This is a genomic window from Xanthomonas chitinilytica, assembly GCF_026107455.2.
Taxonomy (GTDB): domain Bacteria; phylum Pseudomonadota; class Gammaproteobacteria; order Xanthomonadales; family Xanthomonadaceae; genus Stenotrophomonas; species Stenotrophomonas chitinilytica.
Genome location: NZ_JAPCHY010000008.1, coordinates 137,905 through 154,405, shown reverse-complemented (window position 1 = coordinate 154,405; position 16,501 = coordinate 137,905). Strand labels below are relative to the sequence as shown.

General features: G+C 70.6%; 13 protein-coding genes. 6 read left to right on the top strand and 7 right to left on the bottom strand.

Going from position 1 to position 16,501, the window contains the following annotated elements:
• Positions 1 to 32 precede the first annotated feature (32 nt).
• The 4 genes from OK345_RS10685 to OK345_RS10670 all read left to right on the top strand — a co-directional run bounded on the left by OK345_RS10685 (position 33) and on the right by OK345_RS10670 (position 3,331).
• Positions 33 to 998, top strand: a complete 966-nt coding sequence (locus OK345_RS10685; RefSeq protein WP_265127958.1) for a mitochondrial fission ELM1 family protein — start codon at positions 33 to 35, stop codon at positions 996 to 998.
• A gap of 29 nt (positions 999 to 1,027) precedes the next feature.
• Positions 1,028 to 1,921, top strand: coding sequence for a DUF2145 domain-containing protein (locus OK345_RS10680; RefSeq protein ID WP_265127957.1), 894 nt, complete (start codon positions 1,028 to 1,030; stop codon positions 1,919 to 1,921).
• On the top strand, positions 1,918 to 2,442 hold the full coding sequence (locus tag OK345_RS10675; protein WP_265127956.1) for a hypothetical protein: 525 nt from the start codon (positions 1,918 to 1,920) through the stop codon (positions 2,440 to 2,442). The genes OK345_RS10680 and OK345_RS10675 overlap by 4 nt, the downstream gene beginning before the upstream one ends.
• Positions 2,443 to 2,773: 331 nt before the next feature.
• Positions 2,774 to 3,331, top strand: coding sequence for a queuosine precursor transporter (locus OK345_RS10670; RefSeq protein WP_265127955.1), 558 nt, complete (start codon positions 2,774 to 2,776; stop codon positions 3,329 to 3,331).
• A gap of 379 nt (positions 3,332 to 3,710) precedes the next feature.
• Here the strand turns inward: OK345_RS10670 and glnE are convergent, their stop codons facing one another.
• On the bottom strand, positions 3,711 to 6,536 hold the full coding sequence (gene glnE / locus OK345_RS10665) for a bifunctional [glutamate--ammonia ligase]-adenylyl-L-tyrosine phosphorylase/[glutamate--ammonia-ligase] adenylyltransferase (protein ID WP_265127954.1): 2,826 nt from the start codon (positions 6,534 to 6,536) through the stop codon (positions 3,711 to 3,713).
• 548 nt (positions 6,537 to 7,084) lie between these two features.
• Here glnE and scpC point away from each other — a divergent pair.
• Positions 7,085 to 8,599, top strand: a complete 1,515-nt coding sequence (gene scpC / locus OK345_RS10660) for a succinyl-CoA:acetate CoA-transferase ScpC (protein ID WP_265127953.1) — start codon at positions 7,085 to 7,087, stop codon at positions 8,597 to 8,599.
• A gap of 284 nt (positions 8,600 to 8,883) precedes the next feature.
• On the opposite strand, the gene OK345_RS10655 is transcribed toward scpC, so the two are convergent.
• Positions 8,884 to 9,399, bottom strand: a complete 516-nt coding sequence (locus tag OK345_RS10655) for a rhodanese family protein (protein WP_265127952.1) — start codon at positions 9,397 to 9,399, stop codon at positions 8,884 to 8,886.
• Positions 9,400 to 9,410: 11 nt separating this feature from the next.
• Positions 9,411 to 9,716, bottom strand: coding sequence for an ArsR/SmtB family transcription factor (locus OK345_RS10650; protein ID WP_265127951.1), 306 nt, complete (start codon positions 9,714 to 9,716; stop codon positions 9,411 to 9,413).
• A 91-nt stretch (positions 9,717 to 9,807) separates the two neighbouring features.
• Here OK345_RS10650 and OK345_RS10645 point away from each other — a divergent pair, with 91 nt between their 5' ends.
• Positions 9,808 to 10,167, top strand: a complete 360-nt coding sequence (locus OK345_RS10645) for a carboxymuconolactone decarboxylase family protein (RefSeq protein ID WP_265127950.1) — start codon at positions 9,808 to 9,810, stop codon at positions 10,165 to 10,167.
• A 309-nt stretch (positions 10,168 to 10,476) separates the two neighbouring features.
• Here OK345_RS10645 and OK345_RS10640 read toward each other — a convergent pair whose 3' ends face one another.
• From OK345_RS10640 to groL, 4 genes are all read right to left on the bottom strand, one after another.
• A complete protein-coding gene (locus tag OK345_RS10640) occupies positions 10,477 to 12,657 on the bottom strand; it encodes a hypothetical protein (protein WP_265127949.1) in 2,181 nt (726 codons plus the stop codon).
• A 63-nt stretch (positions 12,658 to 12,720) separates the two neighbouring features.
• Positions 12,721 to 12,984: a GIY-YIG nuclease family protein gene (locus OK345_RS10635; RefSeq protein WP_265127948.1), complete on the bottom strand. Its 264-nt coding sequence runs from the start codon at positions 12,982 to 12,984 to the stop codon at positions 12,721 to 12,723.
• A gap of 231 nt (positions 12,985 to 13,215) precedes the next feature.
• Positions 13,216 to 14,286 carry a 3-deoxy-7-phosphoheptulonate synthase gene (locus tag OK345_RS10630; RefSeq protein ID WP_265127947.1) on the bottom strand — a complete coding sequence of 357 codons (1,071 nt, stop codon included), beginning with the start codon at positions 14,284 to 14,286 and terminating at the stop codon, positions 13,216 to 13,218.
• Positions 14,287 to 14,812: 526 nt separating this feature from the next.
• A complete protein-coding gene (groL, locus tag OK345_RS10625; RefSeq protein ID WP_265127946.1) occupies positions 14,813 to 16,462 on the bottom strand; it encodes a chaperonin GroEL in 1,650 nt (549 codons plus the stop codon).
• Between the last annotated feature and the right edge of the window lie 39 nt (positions 16,463 to 16,501).

The following is a 16,501-nucleotide window of genomic DNA, read 5'->3' as shown; positions in this document are numbered from 1 at the left end:
GTTGCAACACCCGGCCTGACTGAAACGAATTAATGCCATACGTGAAACGATCGAGTCTGCCCTGGACGATCACCGACGGCCGTGCCGGCAATGTCCGCCAGGCGGTGGCGCTGGCGTCGGCGCTGCGGCTGGGCGGCCAGCGGCGCCTGCAGCTGGAGCCACTGGCGCCATGGCGCTGGGCCGCGCCGCGGCGGCTGCCGGGCATGCAGCGCGGCTACGGCGAAGGCTTTTCCGCGCTGCTGGCCGCCCCCCCCGGCCTGGCCATCGGCTGCGGCCGGCAGGCGGCCGGGGCGCTGCGGCTGCTGCGCCCGCACGGCACCCGCACGGTGCAGATCCTCGATCCGCGCCTGCCGCCGCGGCACTGGGACCTGGTGATCGTGCCCGAGCACGACCGCCTGCGCGGCGACAACGTACTGACCCTGCTGGGCAGCCTGAACCCGGTCGGCGACGACTGGCTGGCCACCGGCCGCGCCGCGTTCGCCGCGTTCGAACAGTTGCCGGCGCCGCGCACCGCGCTGCTGGTCGGCGGCCCCACCACGCATGCGCCCTGGCGGCAGGAGGACATCGTGCCGCTGTTCGAGCGGCTGGCCGCGCAGATCCGTGGCGACGGCGGCAGCGTGCTGGCCACCACCTCGCGCCGCACCCCGCCGGAAGTGGCCCGCGCCCTGCTGCGCGCGTTCAACGATGTGCCCGGGGTGATCTGGAGCGACGGCGGCGACGGCACCAATCCCTATGCCGGCCTGCTGGGCTGGGCCGCGCGCGTGGTCTGCACCCCCGATTCGGTCAACCTGCTGTCCGAAGCCTGCGCCACCCGGGTGCCGGTGGCGGTGGTGCTGGCGCAGCGCGCGCAGGGGCGGATGCGCCGCTTCCAGGACGCGCTGCGCGCGCGCGGCCGGCTGCAGGACGGTTTCGAACACTGGCCCGGCGGGGACGCCATCGTGCCGCTGCGCGAAACCGCGCGCATCGCCGCCGAAGTCCGCGCGCGGCTTTCGCTCTGAACCTCTCCCCGACGACAGGAGTCACCGGCATGCGCTCTTTCTCCCGCCGCTTCCTGCGAGCCTGCGCCGGCGCGGCGCTGCTGCTGGCCGCCGGCATCGCCCAGGCCCGGCCGGCCTGCGCGCCGCGCTATCCGTCGCCGGTCACGGTGGCGGCGATGTTCGACATGGCGGCGCTGACCGCCGACACGCTCGACGCGCTGCCGGAGGTGGACGTGGCCATCGCCGCGCGCGGCGGCCAGGACCTGAGCCGCTACGGCCTGCGCCACAGCCACCTGGCGTTCCTGGTGCGCGGCGACGGCGGCGAGTGGGAAGTGGTGCACCTGCTCAACCGCTGCAAGAGCGGCGATTCCCGGCTCTACCGCGAGGGGCTGGCGAACCTGCTGGGCGAAAGTTCGCTGACCACCGACCTGCGCGTGGGCATTCCCGTCCCGGCGCTACGCGCGGCGCTGAAACAGTTGCTGGCCCCGCCGGCCGAAGCCGCCCGCGCCCTGCACCAGCCGCGCTACAGCATGCTGGCCTGGCCCGGCGGCAGCGACTACCAGAACTCCAACCAGTGGATCCTGGAAGTGACCGCCGCGGCCATGGCCCTGGCCGACGACGGCCAGGTACCGGGCGACCGCGACGCTGCGCGCGACTGGCTGCAACAGCGGGCGTTCCAGCCCTCGCGCCTGCACATCGGCATCGGCAAGCGGCTGGGCGCGCGCTTCTTCGCCGACAACGTCGCCGTTACCGACCATCCGGCCAGCGAACGGCTGTCCGGCAACTACTCGGTGGTGACGGTGGAATCGGTGTTCGATTTCCTCCACGGCCAGCAGGCGCTGGAGCGCGAACTGGCCATCCCGCACCAGACCGCGCTGCCGGCGGTGCAGGCCTTGCCGACCGCCCCTTCCCCCGCGACACCCTTCCAGGAGACCCCGCCATGAAACAGCTGTTCCGCCACGGCACCCTCGCCCTCGGCATCGCCGCCACCCTGACGCCGGTCGCGGCGCAGGCGGGCGACATCAAACTCAACAAGTCCGAAGTGTCCACACTGGTGGTGGCCAGCAGCGTCGTACTGGTCGTCTCCGGCCCGGTGTTCCTGTCCGCCGCCGGCGTGCGCAAGGCCGGCGACGCCTCCCGGGAAAGCCGCGAGGGCGACGACGGCAAGCCGCGCCGCATCAGCGCCGGGCCGATCCCGGACATGCAGGTCAAGTCGGTGGACAGCAACGAGGACGGTGGCCGCCGGGTGGCGCTGGAGGACCCGGCCGACCCGCGCAACACCGCCACCTTGCAGTGGCCGCAGCGCCAGGACGACCCGGCCGCGCTGTTCAGCGTCGGCCAGACCGTGGCCTTCACCCCCAGCCCGCAGGGCTCGGGCTGGATGCTGCGTGCCGAGGACGGCGCCGCGCTGGCGTTCGTGCCCACCGCGCAGGCGGCCGCGGACAGCCACAGCCAGGCCTGGTGAATCGCCCGCGGCGGCGCGGGGACCCGGGAAGCTGTCCTCGATCTGTCGCGCGCAGGCAGGTTGCGCGCGGCGACGCGCGGAAGGCGCCATGCATGGCGTCGACGCATGCGCATTTCGGGCACCGCACGCAGGCACGCAGGCACGCAGGCACGCAGGATGGATAAGCGCGGTGGGACCGTGAACCGGTTCTGACGACGACGCCCGACGGAACCGGCGCACCCGGCCGCCAACCGACGGCCGGGTACAATGCGCGGCCCTGCACCGCGTCCGCTGCCGGTGCCGCTCTCCTTTCTCTCCTTCCCGCGCCGACCGGCGCCGCCGCCCGTTGCCCATGTCCCGTCACGCCGATCTCCGCTTCGCCCCGCTCACCCCGCACGCCCTGCTGCTGGCGGTGCTGGCCATGGGCGCGGTGGTGCTGGCCTCGAACGTGCTGGTTCAGTACCCGATCAACGACTGGCTGACCTGGGGCGCCTTCAGCTACCCGGTCGCGTTCCTGGTGAGCAACCTGATCAACCGCCGCTTCGGCCCGCAGGCCGCGCGCCGGGTGGCCTGGGTCGGCTTCGCGTTGGCGGTGGTGCTGTCGGTCTGGGTGGCGACCCCGCGCATCGCGGTGGCCTCGTGCTCGGCCTTCATCGCCGCGCAGCTGTTGGACATCACCGTGTTCGACCGCCTGCGCCGCGGCCGCTGGTGGCGCGCGCCGATGGTGGCCACCACCTGCAGCGCCACCCTGGACACCGCGATCTTCTGGTCCATCGCCTTCGCCGGCTCCAGCCTGCCGTGGATCAGCTGGGCCGCCGGCGACCTGGCGGTGAAGCTGGCGATCGGCGTGTTCCTGCTGGCGCCGTTCCGCGCACTGCTGTGGAAGATGGCGCCGCTGGGCACCCGCTGATTCCGTGCCCGGTTTGGCCGCACCATCGGCAGCGGCCGCCACGGCCGTGACCAACGCGTGTTGCAGGAGCGACGTCAGTCGCGATGAAGCTTTCCCGATAAGGCCCGGTCGCGACTGACGTCGCTCCTGCAACTGCTGCGCCCATCTCAGACGGCTCGCACTCGGCGTGTTCCTGCTGGCGCCGTTCCGCGCACTGCCGTGGAAGATGGCGGCCGCTGGGCACCCGCTGATTCCGCGCCCGGCCTGGCCGCGCCATCGGCAGCGGCCGCCAGACCAGCCGTGACCAACGCGTGTTGTAGGAGCGACGTCAGTCGCGATGAAGCTTTCCCGATATGGCCCGGTCGCGACTGACGTCGCTCCTACGACCGCTGCGCCCGCCTCAGACCGCCTGCCTGCCCGGCTCGAACGGCAGCTCCCGGGCGATCGCCGCGGCGGTGATCGCGGCGCAGGCTGCGGCGATTTCCGGCGTCGGCGCGGCCAGCCGCGGGCGCCGGTCCAGGGTGCAGGCCAGGCCGACGTCCAGCAGCACGGCATGGGCTTCGTGCAGCGCCTGCGCAGTGTCCGCCGGCAACCAGCCGATGGCCGCCAGCGCGTCGATCAGCGCCGGCGTGTCGCGCGGCCCCAGCAACGGTGGATGCCGCACGGCCTGTTCCAGCACCCCGGCCTGCAGCAGGAACTCCAGGTCCACCAGCCCGCCGGCGCCCTGCTTCAGGTCCAGCCGCGCCGCGTCGCTGCGGTCCAGCTCGGCGCGCATGCGCGCGCGCATCTTCAGCACGTCGGCATACAGCTCGTCGCGATTGCGCTCGCGCCCGAGCGTGGCCGCGCGTACCCGTTCGAAATCGGCCAGCAGGCCGGCGTCGCCGGCGATGCCGCGGGCGCGCACCAGCGCCTGGTGTTCCCAGGTCCAGGCGCGCTCGCGCTGGTACTCGGTATAGCTGGCCAGCGACGACACCAGCGCGCCCTTGCCGCCGTCCGGGCGCAGGCGCACGTCGATGTCGTACAGGCGGCCGGCGGCGGTGACCGCGGCCAGCAGCGCCATCACCTTCTGCGCCAATCGTGCGAACCAGCGCCCGCTTTCCAGCGGACGCGGCCCATCGGAGGTTTCGACGCCAGCCGGCTGGTCGTGCAGGAACACCAGGTCCAGGTCCGAGCCGAAGCCCAGTTCCAGCCCGCCCAGGCTGCCGTAGCCGATGATCGCGAAACGCCCGCCGGGCACCTCGCCATGCGCGGCCACCAGTTCGGCCCGGGCCATCGTCAGCACCGTCGCCACCACCGCCTCGGCCAGCTGCGCCAGCTGGCGGGTGCTGTCCACCGCGCGCTGGCGGCCGTCGTGCGCGGCCAGTGCCATGCGGAAGCTCAGCGCCAGCCGGGTCTCGTTGAGCGTGCGCAGCGCCGCTTCCGGGTCGTCGATGGCCAGCGCCGCCGCGCAGGCGTCGCGCAGCTCTTCCACCGTGGGCATCGGCCCGCCCACCCGCGTGTCCAGCAGTTCGTCCAGCAGCAGCGGGTAGGCCAGCAGCCGTTCGGACAACAGCGCGCTGCGCGCCAGCACGTTGACCAGCCGCGCAAGCGCGCTGGGCTGTTCGTCGAGCAGCGCCAGGTAGCTGGTACGGCGCAGGATCGCCTGCAGCAACCCCAGCACCCGCCTGAGCGCGGCATCGGGCTGCGGCGAGCCGGTAGCCGCATGCAGCAGCGCCGGCAACACCCGGTCCAGCCGCGCGCGGGCGCTGTCGGACAAGGACTTCACCCCCGGCGACTGGGCGAACGCGCGCAATGCCTGGTCGGCGCCGGCAGCATCGGCGAAGCCGGCGTCGGCCAGCACCTCGGCGCTGCCGCCGCCGGGCAGCACCCGCCAGTAGCTGGCCAGCGCGTCGGGCGCGGCCTGCCGGCGCCGCGGCGCCAGCAGTGCGTCGAACTCGGTGGCCACGCGTTGGCGCTGCCGTTCCAGCGCCGCATGCAGCACATCCCAGTCGGCGTAGCCCAGGCCGGCGGCGATGCGGGCACGGTCCAGCGGATCGACCGGCAGTGCGTGGGTCTGCGCGTCGCGCAGCATCTGCAGGCGGTTTTCCAACCGCCGCAGGAAGCGGTAGGCGGCGATCAGGTCCTCGCCGTCGGCCGGCGCCACCTGCCCGGCCGCCACCAGCGCGCGCAGTGCCGGCAACAACCGTCGCTCGCGCAGTGCCGGCTCGCGGCCGCCGCGGATCAGCTGCAGCGCCTGCGCCAGGAACTCGATCTCGCGGATGCCGCCCGGGCCGCGCTTGATGTCGTCGGCCAGGTCGCGCCGCGCCACCTCGGCGGCGATGGCGGCCTTCATCTCGCGCAGGCCGTCCAGCGCGGTGTAGTCCAGGTAGCGACGGTAGACGAATGGCCGCAGGGTCTGCAGCCAGGCCTCGCCGGCGGCGATGTCGCCGGCCACCGCGCGCGCCTTGAGCCAGGCGTAGCGCTCCCAGTCGCGGCCCTCGCGCTGGAAGTACTGGTCCATGCCGGCGAACGACAGCGCCACCCGGCCGGCACTGCCGAACGGCCGCAGGCGCAGGTCGACGCGGTGGCAGAAGCCCTCGGCGGTGGTCTCGTCCAGCAGCCGCGCCAGCCGCTGGCCCAGCCGCGCGAAGTATTCCTCGGCCGCCAGCGGGCGCGCGCCGTCGGACTCGCCGGCCTGCGGGTAGGCGTAGACCAGGTCGACGTCGGAGGAGAAATTCAGCTCGCCGCCGCCGAGCTTGCCCAGCCCGAACACCACCAGCCGCTGCACGCTGCCGTCGGCCGCGCGCACCACGCCGTGGCGCTGCGCGAACTCCTGCTCCAGCGCTTCCAGCGCGATGCGCAGGCAGTCCTCGGCCAGCGCGGTGGCGCCGGCCAGGGTGGCGTCGACGTCGTCCAGGCCGGCGACATCGCGCCATACCAGCCGGGTGGAGGCGGCGGCGCGGTAACGGCGCAACTGGCTGGCCCAGGCGCTGGGCTGCAGCGGGTCCAGTTGCGGCAGCGGCAATGGCGGCGGGTCCGGTTGCGCCAGCGCGGACAGCAGCTCGGGCTGCCGGCACAGGGTGTCGATGGCGAAGTCGCTGGCCACCGCCAGCTGCCGCAGCGCTGCCTCGAAACCGGGCTGCGGCGGCCAGGCGGCGGCATCGGGCAGCACCAGCCGCAGCCGGGCCAGGGCGCGGTCGACCATCGCGGCGATGTTGTCGGGAAGGACGGGAAGGGAATCGGGCATGCCGTGATTCTGGCATTGCCGGGCCGGCAAGCGCTTGCCGGTCCCGGACAGCGGCAAGGGCAAGGTTCTTCATCATCCATCCGCCGGGGCACCACGCGCCCGGGGCGGCGCGGAAAGCTCGCGACTGACGTCGCTCCTACAGGCTCTTGCAGGAACTACGCCGGGCGGCCTCGGGCCATCAGTCGCGACAGCGGGGCTGCATGGAGCCCGGAGAAGGCGGCTCTCGCCGAAGTCCGGGGGATGCGGTCGCGAAACCCGGCCGGGCCGGTCGCGCATCTCTCCCCTGCGGAAAGACGGGCATAAAAAAGCCCGCTTGCAGCGAACTGCCAGCGGGCCCTGCTCCCTCCCCCACGTCGGGATGCAGGTCGATCCTGCGGGGTCGGCGGAAAACTTGCACGCTGCACTGCAAAACAGTACCCATCAGTACATCAGCCCCTCCACCGGCGGCCCGGGGCGGAAAGATCCGGCCGGCGCCATCCCACCAAGGTAGGACGCCCCGGCCGCCGGCATCCGCGATAATCTCCGATTCCCCCCAAAACGTTGTCGTCATGTCTGTCGATCGCATTCTCGACGCGCGCCTGCGCGACCGCGTCGTCTCCGCCGAAACCGCCGCCGCGCTGATCCAGCCCGGCGAGACCGTCGCGATGAGCGGCTTCACCGGTTCGGGCTACCCGAAGGCGGTGCCGATGGCGCTGGCCCAGCGCATCGAGCAGGCGCACCTGGAAGGCCAGCCGTTCCAGATCAAGCTGATGACCGGCGCCTCGACCGCGCCGGAACTGGACGGCGCGCTGGCCAAGGCCAACGGCATCGCCATGCGCATGCCGTTCCAGAGCGACCCGGATGCGCGCAACCGCATCAACGAGGGCAAGCTGGACTACATCGACATCCACCTCAGCCACGTCGCCCAGCACGTGTGGTTCGGCTTCTACGGCGGGATCGACACCGCGGTGATCGAGGTCTCGGCGATCCGCGAGGACGGCGCGCTGGTGCCGTCCACCTCGGTCGGCAACAACAAGACCTGGCTGGACCTGGCCAGGAAGGTCATCATCGAGGTCAACGAATGGCAGCCGGCCGGCGTGGACGGCATGCACGACATCTACTACGGCACCGCGTTGCCGCCGCACCGCAAGCCGATCCCGCTGGTGCACGGCAACGACCGCATCGGCGAGACCGCGCTGCGCTGCGACCCGGACAAGATCGTGGCGGTGGTGCGTACCAACGGCCCGGACCGCAACAGTCCGTTCAGCCCGATCGACGCCACCAGCGAGATGATCGCCGGCCACCTGATCGAGTTCCTCAAGCACGAGGTGGCCAAGGGCCGGTTGCCGGCCAACCTGCTGCCGCTGCAGTCCGGCGTGGGCAACATCCCCAACGCGGTGCTGGCCGGACTGGCGAAGAGCGGCTTCCGCGACCTGGAAGCGTTCACCGAGGTGATCCAGGACGGCATGCTCGAACTGCTCAAGTCCGGCGTGCTCAGCTATGCCTCGTGCACCGGGTTCGCGCTCAGTCCGCAGGCCAACGAAGAGTTCAAGGACAACATCGACTTCTACCGGCAGCGCATCATCATGCGCACGCAGGAGATCTCCAACCATCCGGAGCTGGTACGGCGGCTGGGCTGCATCGGCATGAACGGCATGATCGAGGTCGACATCTACGGCAACGTCAACTCCACCCACGTGATGGGCAGCCGCATCATGAACGGCATCGGTGGCTCCGGCGACTTCGCCCGCAACGGTTTCCTGTCCACGTTCCTGAGCCCGTCCACCGCCAAGAACGGCACCATCTCGGCGATCGTGCCGATGGCCAGCCACGTCGACCACACCGAGCACGACGTTTCCATCATCGTCACCGAACAGGGCCTGGCCGACCTGCGCGGGCTGACCCCGCGCAAGCGCGCCCAGGTGCTGATCGACAACTGCGCGCATCCGGATTTCCGCGACCAGTTGCAGGACTATTTCGACCGCGCCAGCCGCGACAGCTACGGCAAGCACACCCCGCACCTGCTGCCCGAGGCCCTGTCGTGGCACCAGCGCTGGCTGGACACCGGCACGATGAAGGCCTGAGAACCGCCAGCAAGAACCGAAAAGCCCGGGATTTCCCGGGCTTTTTGCTGGCTCTTCGCCCGACGGGGGAAGGAAGGCGCACGATCGGCCCGGTCGGGCTTGGGGGCCGTATTAGAACTTTCTTGAGGGGATTCCATGCAGGCCCCTGTCGCGACTGACGTCGCTCCTACAACATCCCCTGCCGTTCGTAGGAGCGACGTCAGTCGCGAGCTTTCCGGGCAGGTCTCGGAATGTACTCCCCACAGATGGGTAAAGAACCTTCTTGCCGGGCCGGCGACGCCAGCTCAGGCGAAGCGACGGTTCCACGGCATCAGCGCCAACACCCGCGCCATGCCGCAGAAGCCGGTGGCACCGGCCAGCATCAGCCCGGCGCCGACGAAGCCGGAGACTAGGTGGAACCACGGCGACACGGTGGCGCCGAGCACCGTGCCGGCCAGCGCCAGCGTGCCGGCGCCGAGCTGGACCTGGCGCATCAGCGGCAACGGCGCGCGCGCATCGCGCACCACCGGCAGGCCGGCACGCTTCCAGCCGTCGATGCCGCCGGCCATCGTGTAGGCCGGCCCGCCCGCGCAGCCGGCCAGCAATGCGGCATTGCCGGTAGTGCGCATGCCGCTGGCGCAATGGAACACCACCGCCTGCCCTGGCGCCGCCGGCAGCGGCTGCCCGGCGATCGTCGCCAGCGGCCGGCAGCAGGCGCCCTCGATATGCTCGCGGGCATGTTCGTCATGGTCGCGCACGTCCACCAGCAACGCGCCCTGTTCCAGCAGCGCGCGCGCCTGCGACGGTTCGATGGTCTTCATGTTCGTCTCCTTCAGGGGCAGAAGATCCGCTTGAGCGCGCCGACCAGCGTTTCCACGGCCGGGTCCTCGATGCGGTAGTACAGGGTCTGGGCCTCCCGGCGGTTGCCGACCAGCCCGTCCTCGCGCATCCGCGCCAGGTGCTGCGACAGCGCCGACGGGCTGAGGTCCACGTATTCGAGCAGCTGCCCCACGCTGAGCTCGTCGTGCTCGATCAGCAGGCACAGCACCAGCAGGCGGTGCTCGTTGCCCACCGACCGCAACAGGGTCGCGGCCTTGCCGGCCCCCTCGCGCATGAATTTGCGGTCGCGCGGATCCATACCGTTCCTGTTTCCGTTTCCAACTGGCAGCTTGTAATTTAGCACACTCTAATTTAGATTTTACTAAACAAAAACCGACCGGAGCACGGCCATGGCACTTCCCAACTTCCCCGAACTGACCCGCGAGATCTCCGCCAACCTGGCGCCGCTGCGCGCCGGCCAGCCGGACCTGATGAAGGGCTTCGGCGCCCTCGGCAAGGCGGCGATGGCACCCGGTGCGCTGGATGCGAAGACCAAGGAGCTGATCGCGCTGGGCATCGGCGTGGCCGCGCGCTGCGACGGCTGCATCGGCTTCCACAGCCAGGCGCTGGTGCGGCTGGGCGCCAGCGAACAGGAACTGCAGGAGATGCTGGGCATCGCCGTGTACATGGGCGGCGGCCCGTCGCTGATGTATGCGGCCAACGCGCTGGCCGCGTTCAAGGAGTTCTCCGAGGCCGCGCAGGCCGGCTGAGCCGTACCGCCCGCTTGCCATCGCCGTTCCGCGCCTGCGTGGTGCTTGCGGCGCAGGCGCGCGGTCGGCCTCCGGCGATACCGAGGCACCGGCGGTCGACAATCCATCCGGGGAAGGAATGTATTCCCGGAGCGGGTTGTCGCGGCCCGGGAAACCCGCATCTGATGGCCCGAGGCCACCCGGCGTCGCTCCTGCAAAAACCTCGCTTCCGGTAGGCGCGATAGCGGGACACCAGCCACGGCTCCGGATCCGGGCCGGACAAACGCGCGCGCCAGCCCGGCAGGCGGGACGGTGCTCATCGCCTCCCGCTCAACGCAGCAGGTGCGGGCGGCTGTCGTACCACTCGCGCGCCTTGCGCAGGTGGAACCTGCGCTCGCCGTCGTGCAGCTCGACGCCGACGCCGAGCACGCCCCATTGCAGGTACAGGTCGCCGCGCTTGCGCTGCCCCTCCAGCGACAGCCGCGCATCCACGCTGAAGCGGTCGTTCTCGGCACGGGCCTGGTCCAGCACCAGCCGGTTGCCCTGCCACAGCCACTTGCCGCGCAGCCTGGCCTCGCCGGCGTCGACCACCTTGCCGGTCCAGGACGGGAAATCGGTGCGGTCGGCGAACATCGCCAGCAGGAAGCCGACATCGCGCATGCGCGCCTGCACCTGCCCGCTGGCCGACGAAGGCCGCTTCCATTCGGCGCGACCGCTGTCGATGGTCAGCGTCGCCCACCAGCCGGAATGCACGGCACCGCCGGGTTCGGTGAAAGCGACGTTGCGCACGCTGACGATGGTGTCGTCCAGTTCGAACTCGCCCTTCTGCAGGTTGCCGCGGCGCAGCCGCCCATCCACGGTCACGTCGCCGCGCAGGTCGATTCCCGCCACCGCCAGCCGCACCTGCCGGCCATCGACCCGCAGCGTGCCGCGGCCCACCTCGCCCTCGCCATCCAGCCGCAGGTCGCCGCTGAGCACGCCGCTGCCGCCGGCGAAGCGCAGCGTGTCGTTGGGCAGGTAGGGGTTGAACACCGCCAGTTCGGGAATCCGCGCGCGCTCGAAGCGCACCCGCGCCTGCATGGTCTGCTGCATCCGCTCGAAGCGTGCGTCGGACACCGTTTCCAGCCGCAGCTGTTCGCCGGTGAACCAGGGTTTGCCGGGATGTTCGGAAGGGGCGGCGCTGAACGACGCCATCACCACGTCCAGCCGCGACTGCGGGTTGCCGTCGGCATCGGTGCCGATCACCGCCTCGGCATGCGCCTTGCCGCGGAAGCGGTTACCCAGCACGTCCGCGCGCGCAACGACGTCGCTCACCCGCAGGCGGCTGCCGTCGATCAGCTGCCCGCCGTCGAGCCGCAGGTCCGCATCCACCGTGCCGCTGCCTTCCAGGTCCATCCAGTCGGCCCGGGTGAACAGCGCCACCACGCCGCCGATGGAAGGCAGGTGGCCATGCGCGCGCACCGTGCCGCTGGCCGCATGCAGGCGCGTGCGCCAGTCCTGCAGCGGCAGCGTGGTGCCGGGCAGGTCGAGGCGGGTGTCGAGCGACAGGTGCTGGCCGTCGCGGTCCGGCAGCGAGGCACGCAGGTGCATCGCCTCGTCCACCGCGAAGCGCAGGTCGAGCTGGTTGGCGACGGCCACGCCTTGGGCATCCACGTCCGACAACGGCAGCTGCAGCTGCAGGTGGTCGCCCGCCGCCAGCGCGCCGCGGTCCAGCGACAGCCTGGCCTGCACCTGTCCGTCGCCGGGCAGTGCCGCGAAGGCATAGCGCCCCTCGTCGTCGAGCGTGGAGCGCAGCTGCACGGTCGTGCCCTGCAGCTCCAGCACGGCCTTGAGCAGCGCCAGCCGGGCAATGCCGGGATGTTCGGCCGGCACATGCCGCGGCAACGAGAACGTGCCCGCCAGTCGCGCATTGCGCAGCCACTGGACGTCGCCCCTGTCCACCTGCATCGCCGCGAATTCCACCGACGAGGGCAGCAGTTCCATCGGCCCGCCGCGCAGCTGCTTGCGGAAACCGACCTCGGCACGGCCGTCGCCGGCGATGCGCCAATCGCCCAGGGTGGCGCCGCGCAGGCTGGTACTGCCGATCCGCTCCAGCGCCAGCGTCCAGCCGCCGGGACGCGGCGGCGGCACGGGCCGTTCGCTGTCGGCACGAACGATCGAACCGGAAACGCCGTCGGCCTCGATCCATGGCATCCGCAGCTGCCTGCCCAGCAGCGGCAGCAGCGCGATGCGGCCGCGCACCGCGTCGGCCTGCGCCGACCACTGCACGCGCCTGACATGTCCGTGCATCCGCACCTCGCGCAACGCCACGCGCCCGGGCCAGAGGGTGTATCCGCCGCTCCACGCCATGGCGAACGCCTCCGGTTTTCGGTTCAGCGCATCGCGGCCAAGACTGCTGTTGAGGAACACATTGCCTGCAACCAGGTACAGCGCATAGCAGGTCAGGGCCAGCCATCCGGCCCTGCGCAACCAGCGCAACGCGCGTTCACGTCGTTCGGCAGGTACTTTCATGGAGCGCAGGATGGAACAGAAGCGCAGCCGGTGGAAGCGCCCGGATGCCGCCGCGCCGGTCCCTCAGTCCCCGCCCTGCTCCAGCCACGCCAGTTTGCGCTCGCGCGGCAGTCGCTTGATCCGCCACTCGGCCCGCGATGCCGCGGCACGGTCGGCGTATGCGCGCATGCCGAGGATGCGCACCGGCGGGCGCGCACGCGTGTAGCGCGCGCCCTTGCCCGCCGCGTGCGCCTGGAACCGCGCCTCCACGTCGGTGGTGATGCCGGCGTAGTAGCTGCCGTCGCGGCATTCGATCAGGTACAGGAACCAGGGCGTGGCGGCGGTCATGCTGCGCATTATCGGCCCGCGCGGCCATGCAGGACATGCGGGCCAGCGACGAGGGCCAGGAAGATCGCCGCAGCCGCCGGGCATCGCCGTCGGGGGCGGCCTGCTGGTCGGCCAGTGGCTGATGCTGCGCCCCCCCGGCGATCCTCCTGGCGCTGCCGCGGTTGCGCCGGCAGCGTGCGGTGCCCGCCGGCGCGGCGACCGGGCGGCTCCGCCACCACGCCTGCCGTGCGTTCAGGCCGCCTGCTGCGCCTGCGTGCGGCGCGTGCGCACTGCCGCGGCCAGCCGTTCCAGCACCTGCACCGAAGTATCCCAGTCGATGCAGCCGTCGGTGATGCTCTGGCCGTAGGTCAGCGGCTGGCCCTCGACCAGCTCCTGGCGGCCGCCGACGAGGTGGCTTTCCACCATCACCCCGACGATGCGCTGTTCGCCGGCTTCCAGCTGCGCGGCGATGTCCCCGATCACCGCCGGCTGGTTCTCCGGCTGCTTGCCGCTGTTGGCATGGCTGGCATCGATCATCAGCCGCGGCGCCAGCTGCGACCTGCCCAGCACCTCGCACGCCGCCTGCACGCTGGCGGCATCGAAGTTGGGCGTCTTGCCGCCGCGCAGGATCACGTGGCAGTCCGGATTGCCGCGGGTGGCGACGATGGCGGTGTCGCCCTGCTTGGTCACCGACAGGAAGTGGTGCGGATGCGAGGCCGCGCCGACCGCGTCGGCGGCGATCTTGATGTCGCCGCTGGTGCCGTTCTTGAAGCCGACCGGGCACGACAGCCCCGAGGCCAGCTCGCGGTGCACCTGGCTTTCGGTGGTGCGCGCGCCGATCGCGCCCCACGCCACCAGGTCGGCGATGTACTGCGGCGAGATCACGTCGAGGAACTCCACGCCCGCCGGCAGGCCCAGCTTGTTGATGTCGCGCAGCAGCCCGCGCGCCACGCGCAGGCCCTTGTTGATGTTGAAGCTGCCGTCCAGGTCCGGGTCGTTGATCAACCCCTTCCAGCCGACCGTGGTGCGCGGCTTCTCGAAGTACACGCGCATGACGATCTCCAGCTCGCCGGCCAGCGCGTCGCGCAGCGGCTTCAGGCGCTGGGCGTACTCGATGGCCGCGACCGGGTCGTGGATCGAGCACGGCCCGATCACCACCGCCAGGCGGTCGTCGCGGCCGTGCAGGATGCGGTGCAGCGCCGCGCGCGAGGCGCTGACGGTATCGGAAGCCTGCTCGTCGCAGGGCAGCAGCGCCAGCAATTGCGCCGGCGGGGTCAGCGGTTCGATCTTGCGGATGCGGAGGTCGTCGGTGTGGGGGGGCATGGGGGAAAGTCTCCTGGGATGTGGGGACCCCAGCGCGGCGGCATGAAAAAAGCCGCCAGGTTCGCTGGCGGCTTTTCGGGAATGCGTCTGAAGGTTTCTTCAGGGTGAGCGCAGTCCTTCCTCCGCCAGCGGCTTCGGAAAGTAGTACCAAAAGTAAAAGCGGGCACGGGCTGCGTTCATGGGGAGCATTGATAACACGGCTTTTCCGGGCACGCTACTGTTTCATCGGCAACGATGGGTTCGTGCCTTTGCGGGAGCGGCGGCCGCGGCGATGGGCTTTCATGGAAACGTCGCTTCTGCAGGACGGCGGTGGTCGCCGTCGTCCCGTCCCCTCTCCCCTTCGGGGAAGGGGGCGCATTCGCGACCTGCCCGGAAAGCTCGCGACTGACGTCGCTCCTACAGGGTTTCCCGCCCCCTGTAGGAGCGACGTCAGTCGCGACCGGTGGGCACCTCTGATACCCCAAAAAAGAAGGCCCCGCTTGCGCGGGGCCCTCGATACGGCATGCAGCCAGGGCTGCGGCCGGACTCAGAAGTCCATGCCGCCCATGCCACCCATGCCGCCCATGCCACCGGCGCCGCCCATGGCCGGCTCTTCCTTCTTCGGAGCTTCGGCGATCATGGCCTCGGTGGTGATCATCAGGCCGGCGATCGAAGCGGCGTTCTGCAGCGCCGAACGGGTCACCTTGGTCGGATCCAGGATGCCGAACTCGATCATGTCGCCGAACTCGCCATTGGCCGCGTTGTAGCCGTAGTTGCCCTTGCCTTCCTTGACCTTGTTGACGATCACGGACGGCTCTTCGCCGGCGTTGGCGACGATCTCGCGCAGCGGGGCTTCCATCGCGCGCAGGGCGATCTGGATGCCGTGGGTCTGGTCTTCGTTGGCGCCTTTCAGGCTGGAGATGGCGTCCAGCGCGCGCACCAGGGCCACGCCGCCGCCCGGGACCACGCCTTCTTCCACCGCCGCACGGGTGGCGTGCAGGGCGTCTTCGACGCGGGCCTTCTTTTCCTTCATCTCGATTTCGGTCGAAGCACCGACCTTGATCACCGCAACACCACCGGCCAGCTTGGCCACGCGTTCCTGCAGCTTCTCGCGGTCGTAATCGGACGAGGTGTCCTCGATCTGGGTCTTGATCTGGGTGACGCGGGCCTGGATGGCCGAAGCGTCGCCGGCACCGTCGATGATGGTGGTGTTCTCCTTGGAGACCTGCACCTTCTTGGCGCGGCCCAGGTCCTTGATGGTCGCCTTCTCCAGCGCCAGGCCCACTTCCTCGGAGATCACGGTGCCGCCGGTCAGCACGGCCATGTCTTCCAGCATCGCCTTGCGACGGTCGCCGAAGCCCGGGGCCTTGACCGCCACGACCTTGACGATGCCGCGGATGGTGTTGACCACCAGGGTCGCCAGGGCTTCGCCCTCGACTTCCTCGGCAACGATCAGCAGCGGCTTGCCGGCCTTGGCCACGCCTTCCAGCACCGGCAGCAGATCACGCACGTTGGAGATCTTCTTGTCGTGCAGCAGGATGAACGGGTCGTCCAGGTCGGCCGACTGGCTCTGCTGGTTGTTGATGAAGTACGGCGACAGGTAGCCGCGGTCGAACTGCATGCCCTCGACCACGTCCAGCTCGTTGTCCAGGCCCGAGCCTTCCTCGACGGTGATCACGCCTTCCTTGCCGACCTTCTTCATCGCTTCGGCGATGATGTTGCCGATCGACTCGTCCGAGTTGGCCGAGATGGTGCCGACCTGGGCGATGGCCTTGTCGTCGGTGGTGGGCTTGGAGATGCTCTTCAGCTCGGCGACGGCGGCCACGACGGCCTTGTCGATGCCGCGCTTGAGGTCCATCGGGTTCATGCCGGCGGCCACGGCCTTGGAACCTTCGCGGATCAGCGCCTGGGCCAGCACGGTGGCGGTGGTGGTGCCGTCGCCGGCGTCGTCATTGGTGCGCGAAGCGACTTCCTTCACCATCTGCGCGCCCATGTTCTCGAACTTGTCGGCCAGTTCGATTTCCTTGGCGACGGAGACGCCGTCCTTGGTGATGGTCGGGGCGCCGAAGCTCTTCTCGAGCACGACGTTGCGGCCCTTCGGGCCCAGGGTGGCCTTGACGGCATTGGCGAGAACGTTGACGCCGCGCACCATGCGCGAACGGGCGTCTTCACCGAAACGGATATCCTTGGCAGCCATTTGCTGTTACCTCAAAAGATGTAAGTGGTCTGATGGATC

What these genes read in the sequence shown, in the direction of transcription:
- OK345_RS10655 (WP_265127952.1), bottom strand. Translation starts at nt 9,399, where the DNA reads ATGAAGACCATCGAACCGTCGCAGGCGCGCGCGCTGCTGGAACAGGGC.
- groL (WP_265127946.1), bottom strand. Translation starts at nt 16,462, where the DNA reads ATGGCTGCCAAGGATATCCGTTTCGGTGAAGACGCCCGTTCGCGCATG.
- scpC (WP_265127953.1), top strand. Translation starts at nt 7,085, where the DNA reads ATGTCTGTCGATCGCATTCTCGACGCGCGCCTGCGCGACCGCGTCGTC.
- OK345_RS10680 (WP_265127957.1), top strand. Translation starts at nt 1,028, where the DNA reads ATGCGCTCTTTCTCCCGCCGCTTCCTGCGAGCCTGCGCCGGCGCGGCG.
- OK345_RS10635 (WP_265127948.1), bottom strand. Translation starts at nt 12,984, where the DNA reads ATGACCGCCGCCACGCCCTGGTTCCTGTACCTGATCGAATGCCGCGAC.
- glnE (WP_265127954.1), bottom strand. Translation starts at nt 6,536, where the DNA reads ATGCCCGATTCCCTTCCCGTCCTTCCCGACAACATCGCCGCGATGGTC.
- OK345_RS10650 (WP_265127951.1), bottom strand. Translation starts at nt 9,716, where the DNA reads ATGGATCCGCGCGACCGCAAATTCATGCGCGAGGGGGCCGGCAAGGCC.
- OK345_RS10630 (WP_265127947.1), bottom strand. Translation starts at nt 14,286, where the DNA reads ATGCCCCCCCACACCGACGACCTCCGCATCCGCAAGATCGAACCGCTG.
- OK345_RS10675 (WP_265127956.1), top strand. Translation starts at nt 1,918, where the DNA reads ATGAAACAGCTGTTCCGCCACGGCACCCTCGCCCTCGGCATCGCCGCC.
- OK345_RS10670 (WP_265127955.1), top strand. Translation starts at nt 2,774, where the DNA reads ATGTCCCGTCACGCCGATCTCCGCTTCGCCCCGCTCACCCCGCACGCC.
- OK345_RS10685 (WP_265127958.1), top strand. Translation starts at nt 33, where the DNA reads ATGCCATACGTGAAACGATCGAGTCTGCCCTGGACGATCACCGACGGC.
- OK345_RS10640 (WP_265127949.1), bottom strand. Translation starts at nt 12,657, where the DNA reads ATGAAAGTACCTGCCGAACGACGTGAACGCGCGTTGCGCTGGTTGCGC.
- OK345_RS10645 (WP_265127950.1), top strand. Translation starts at nt 9,808, where the DNA reads ATGGCACTTCCCAACTTCCCCGAACTGACCCGCGAGATCTCCGCCAAC.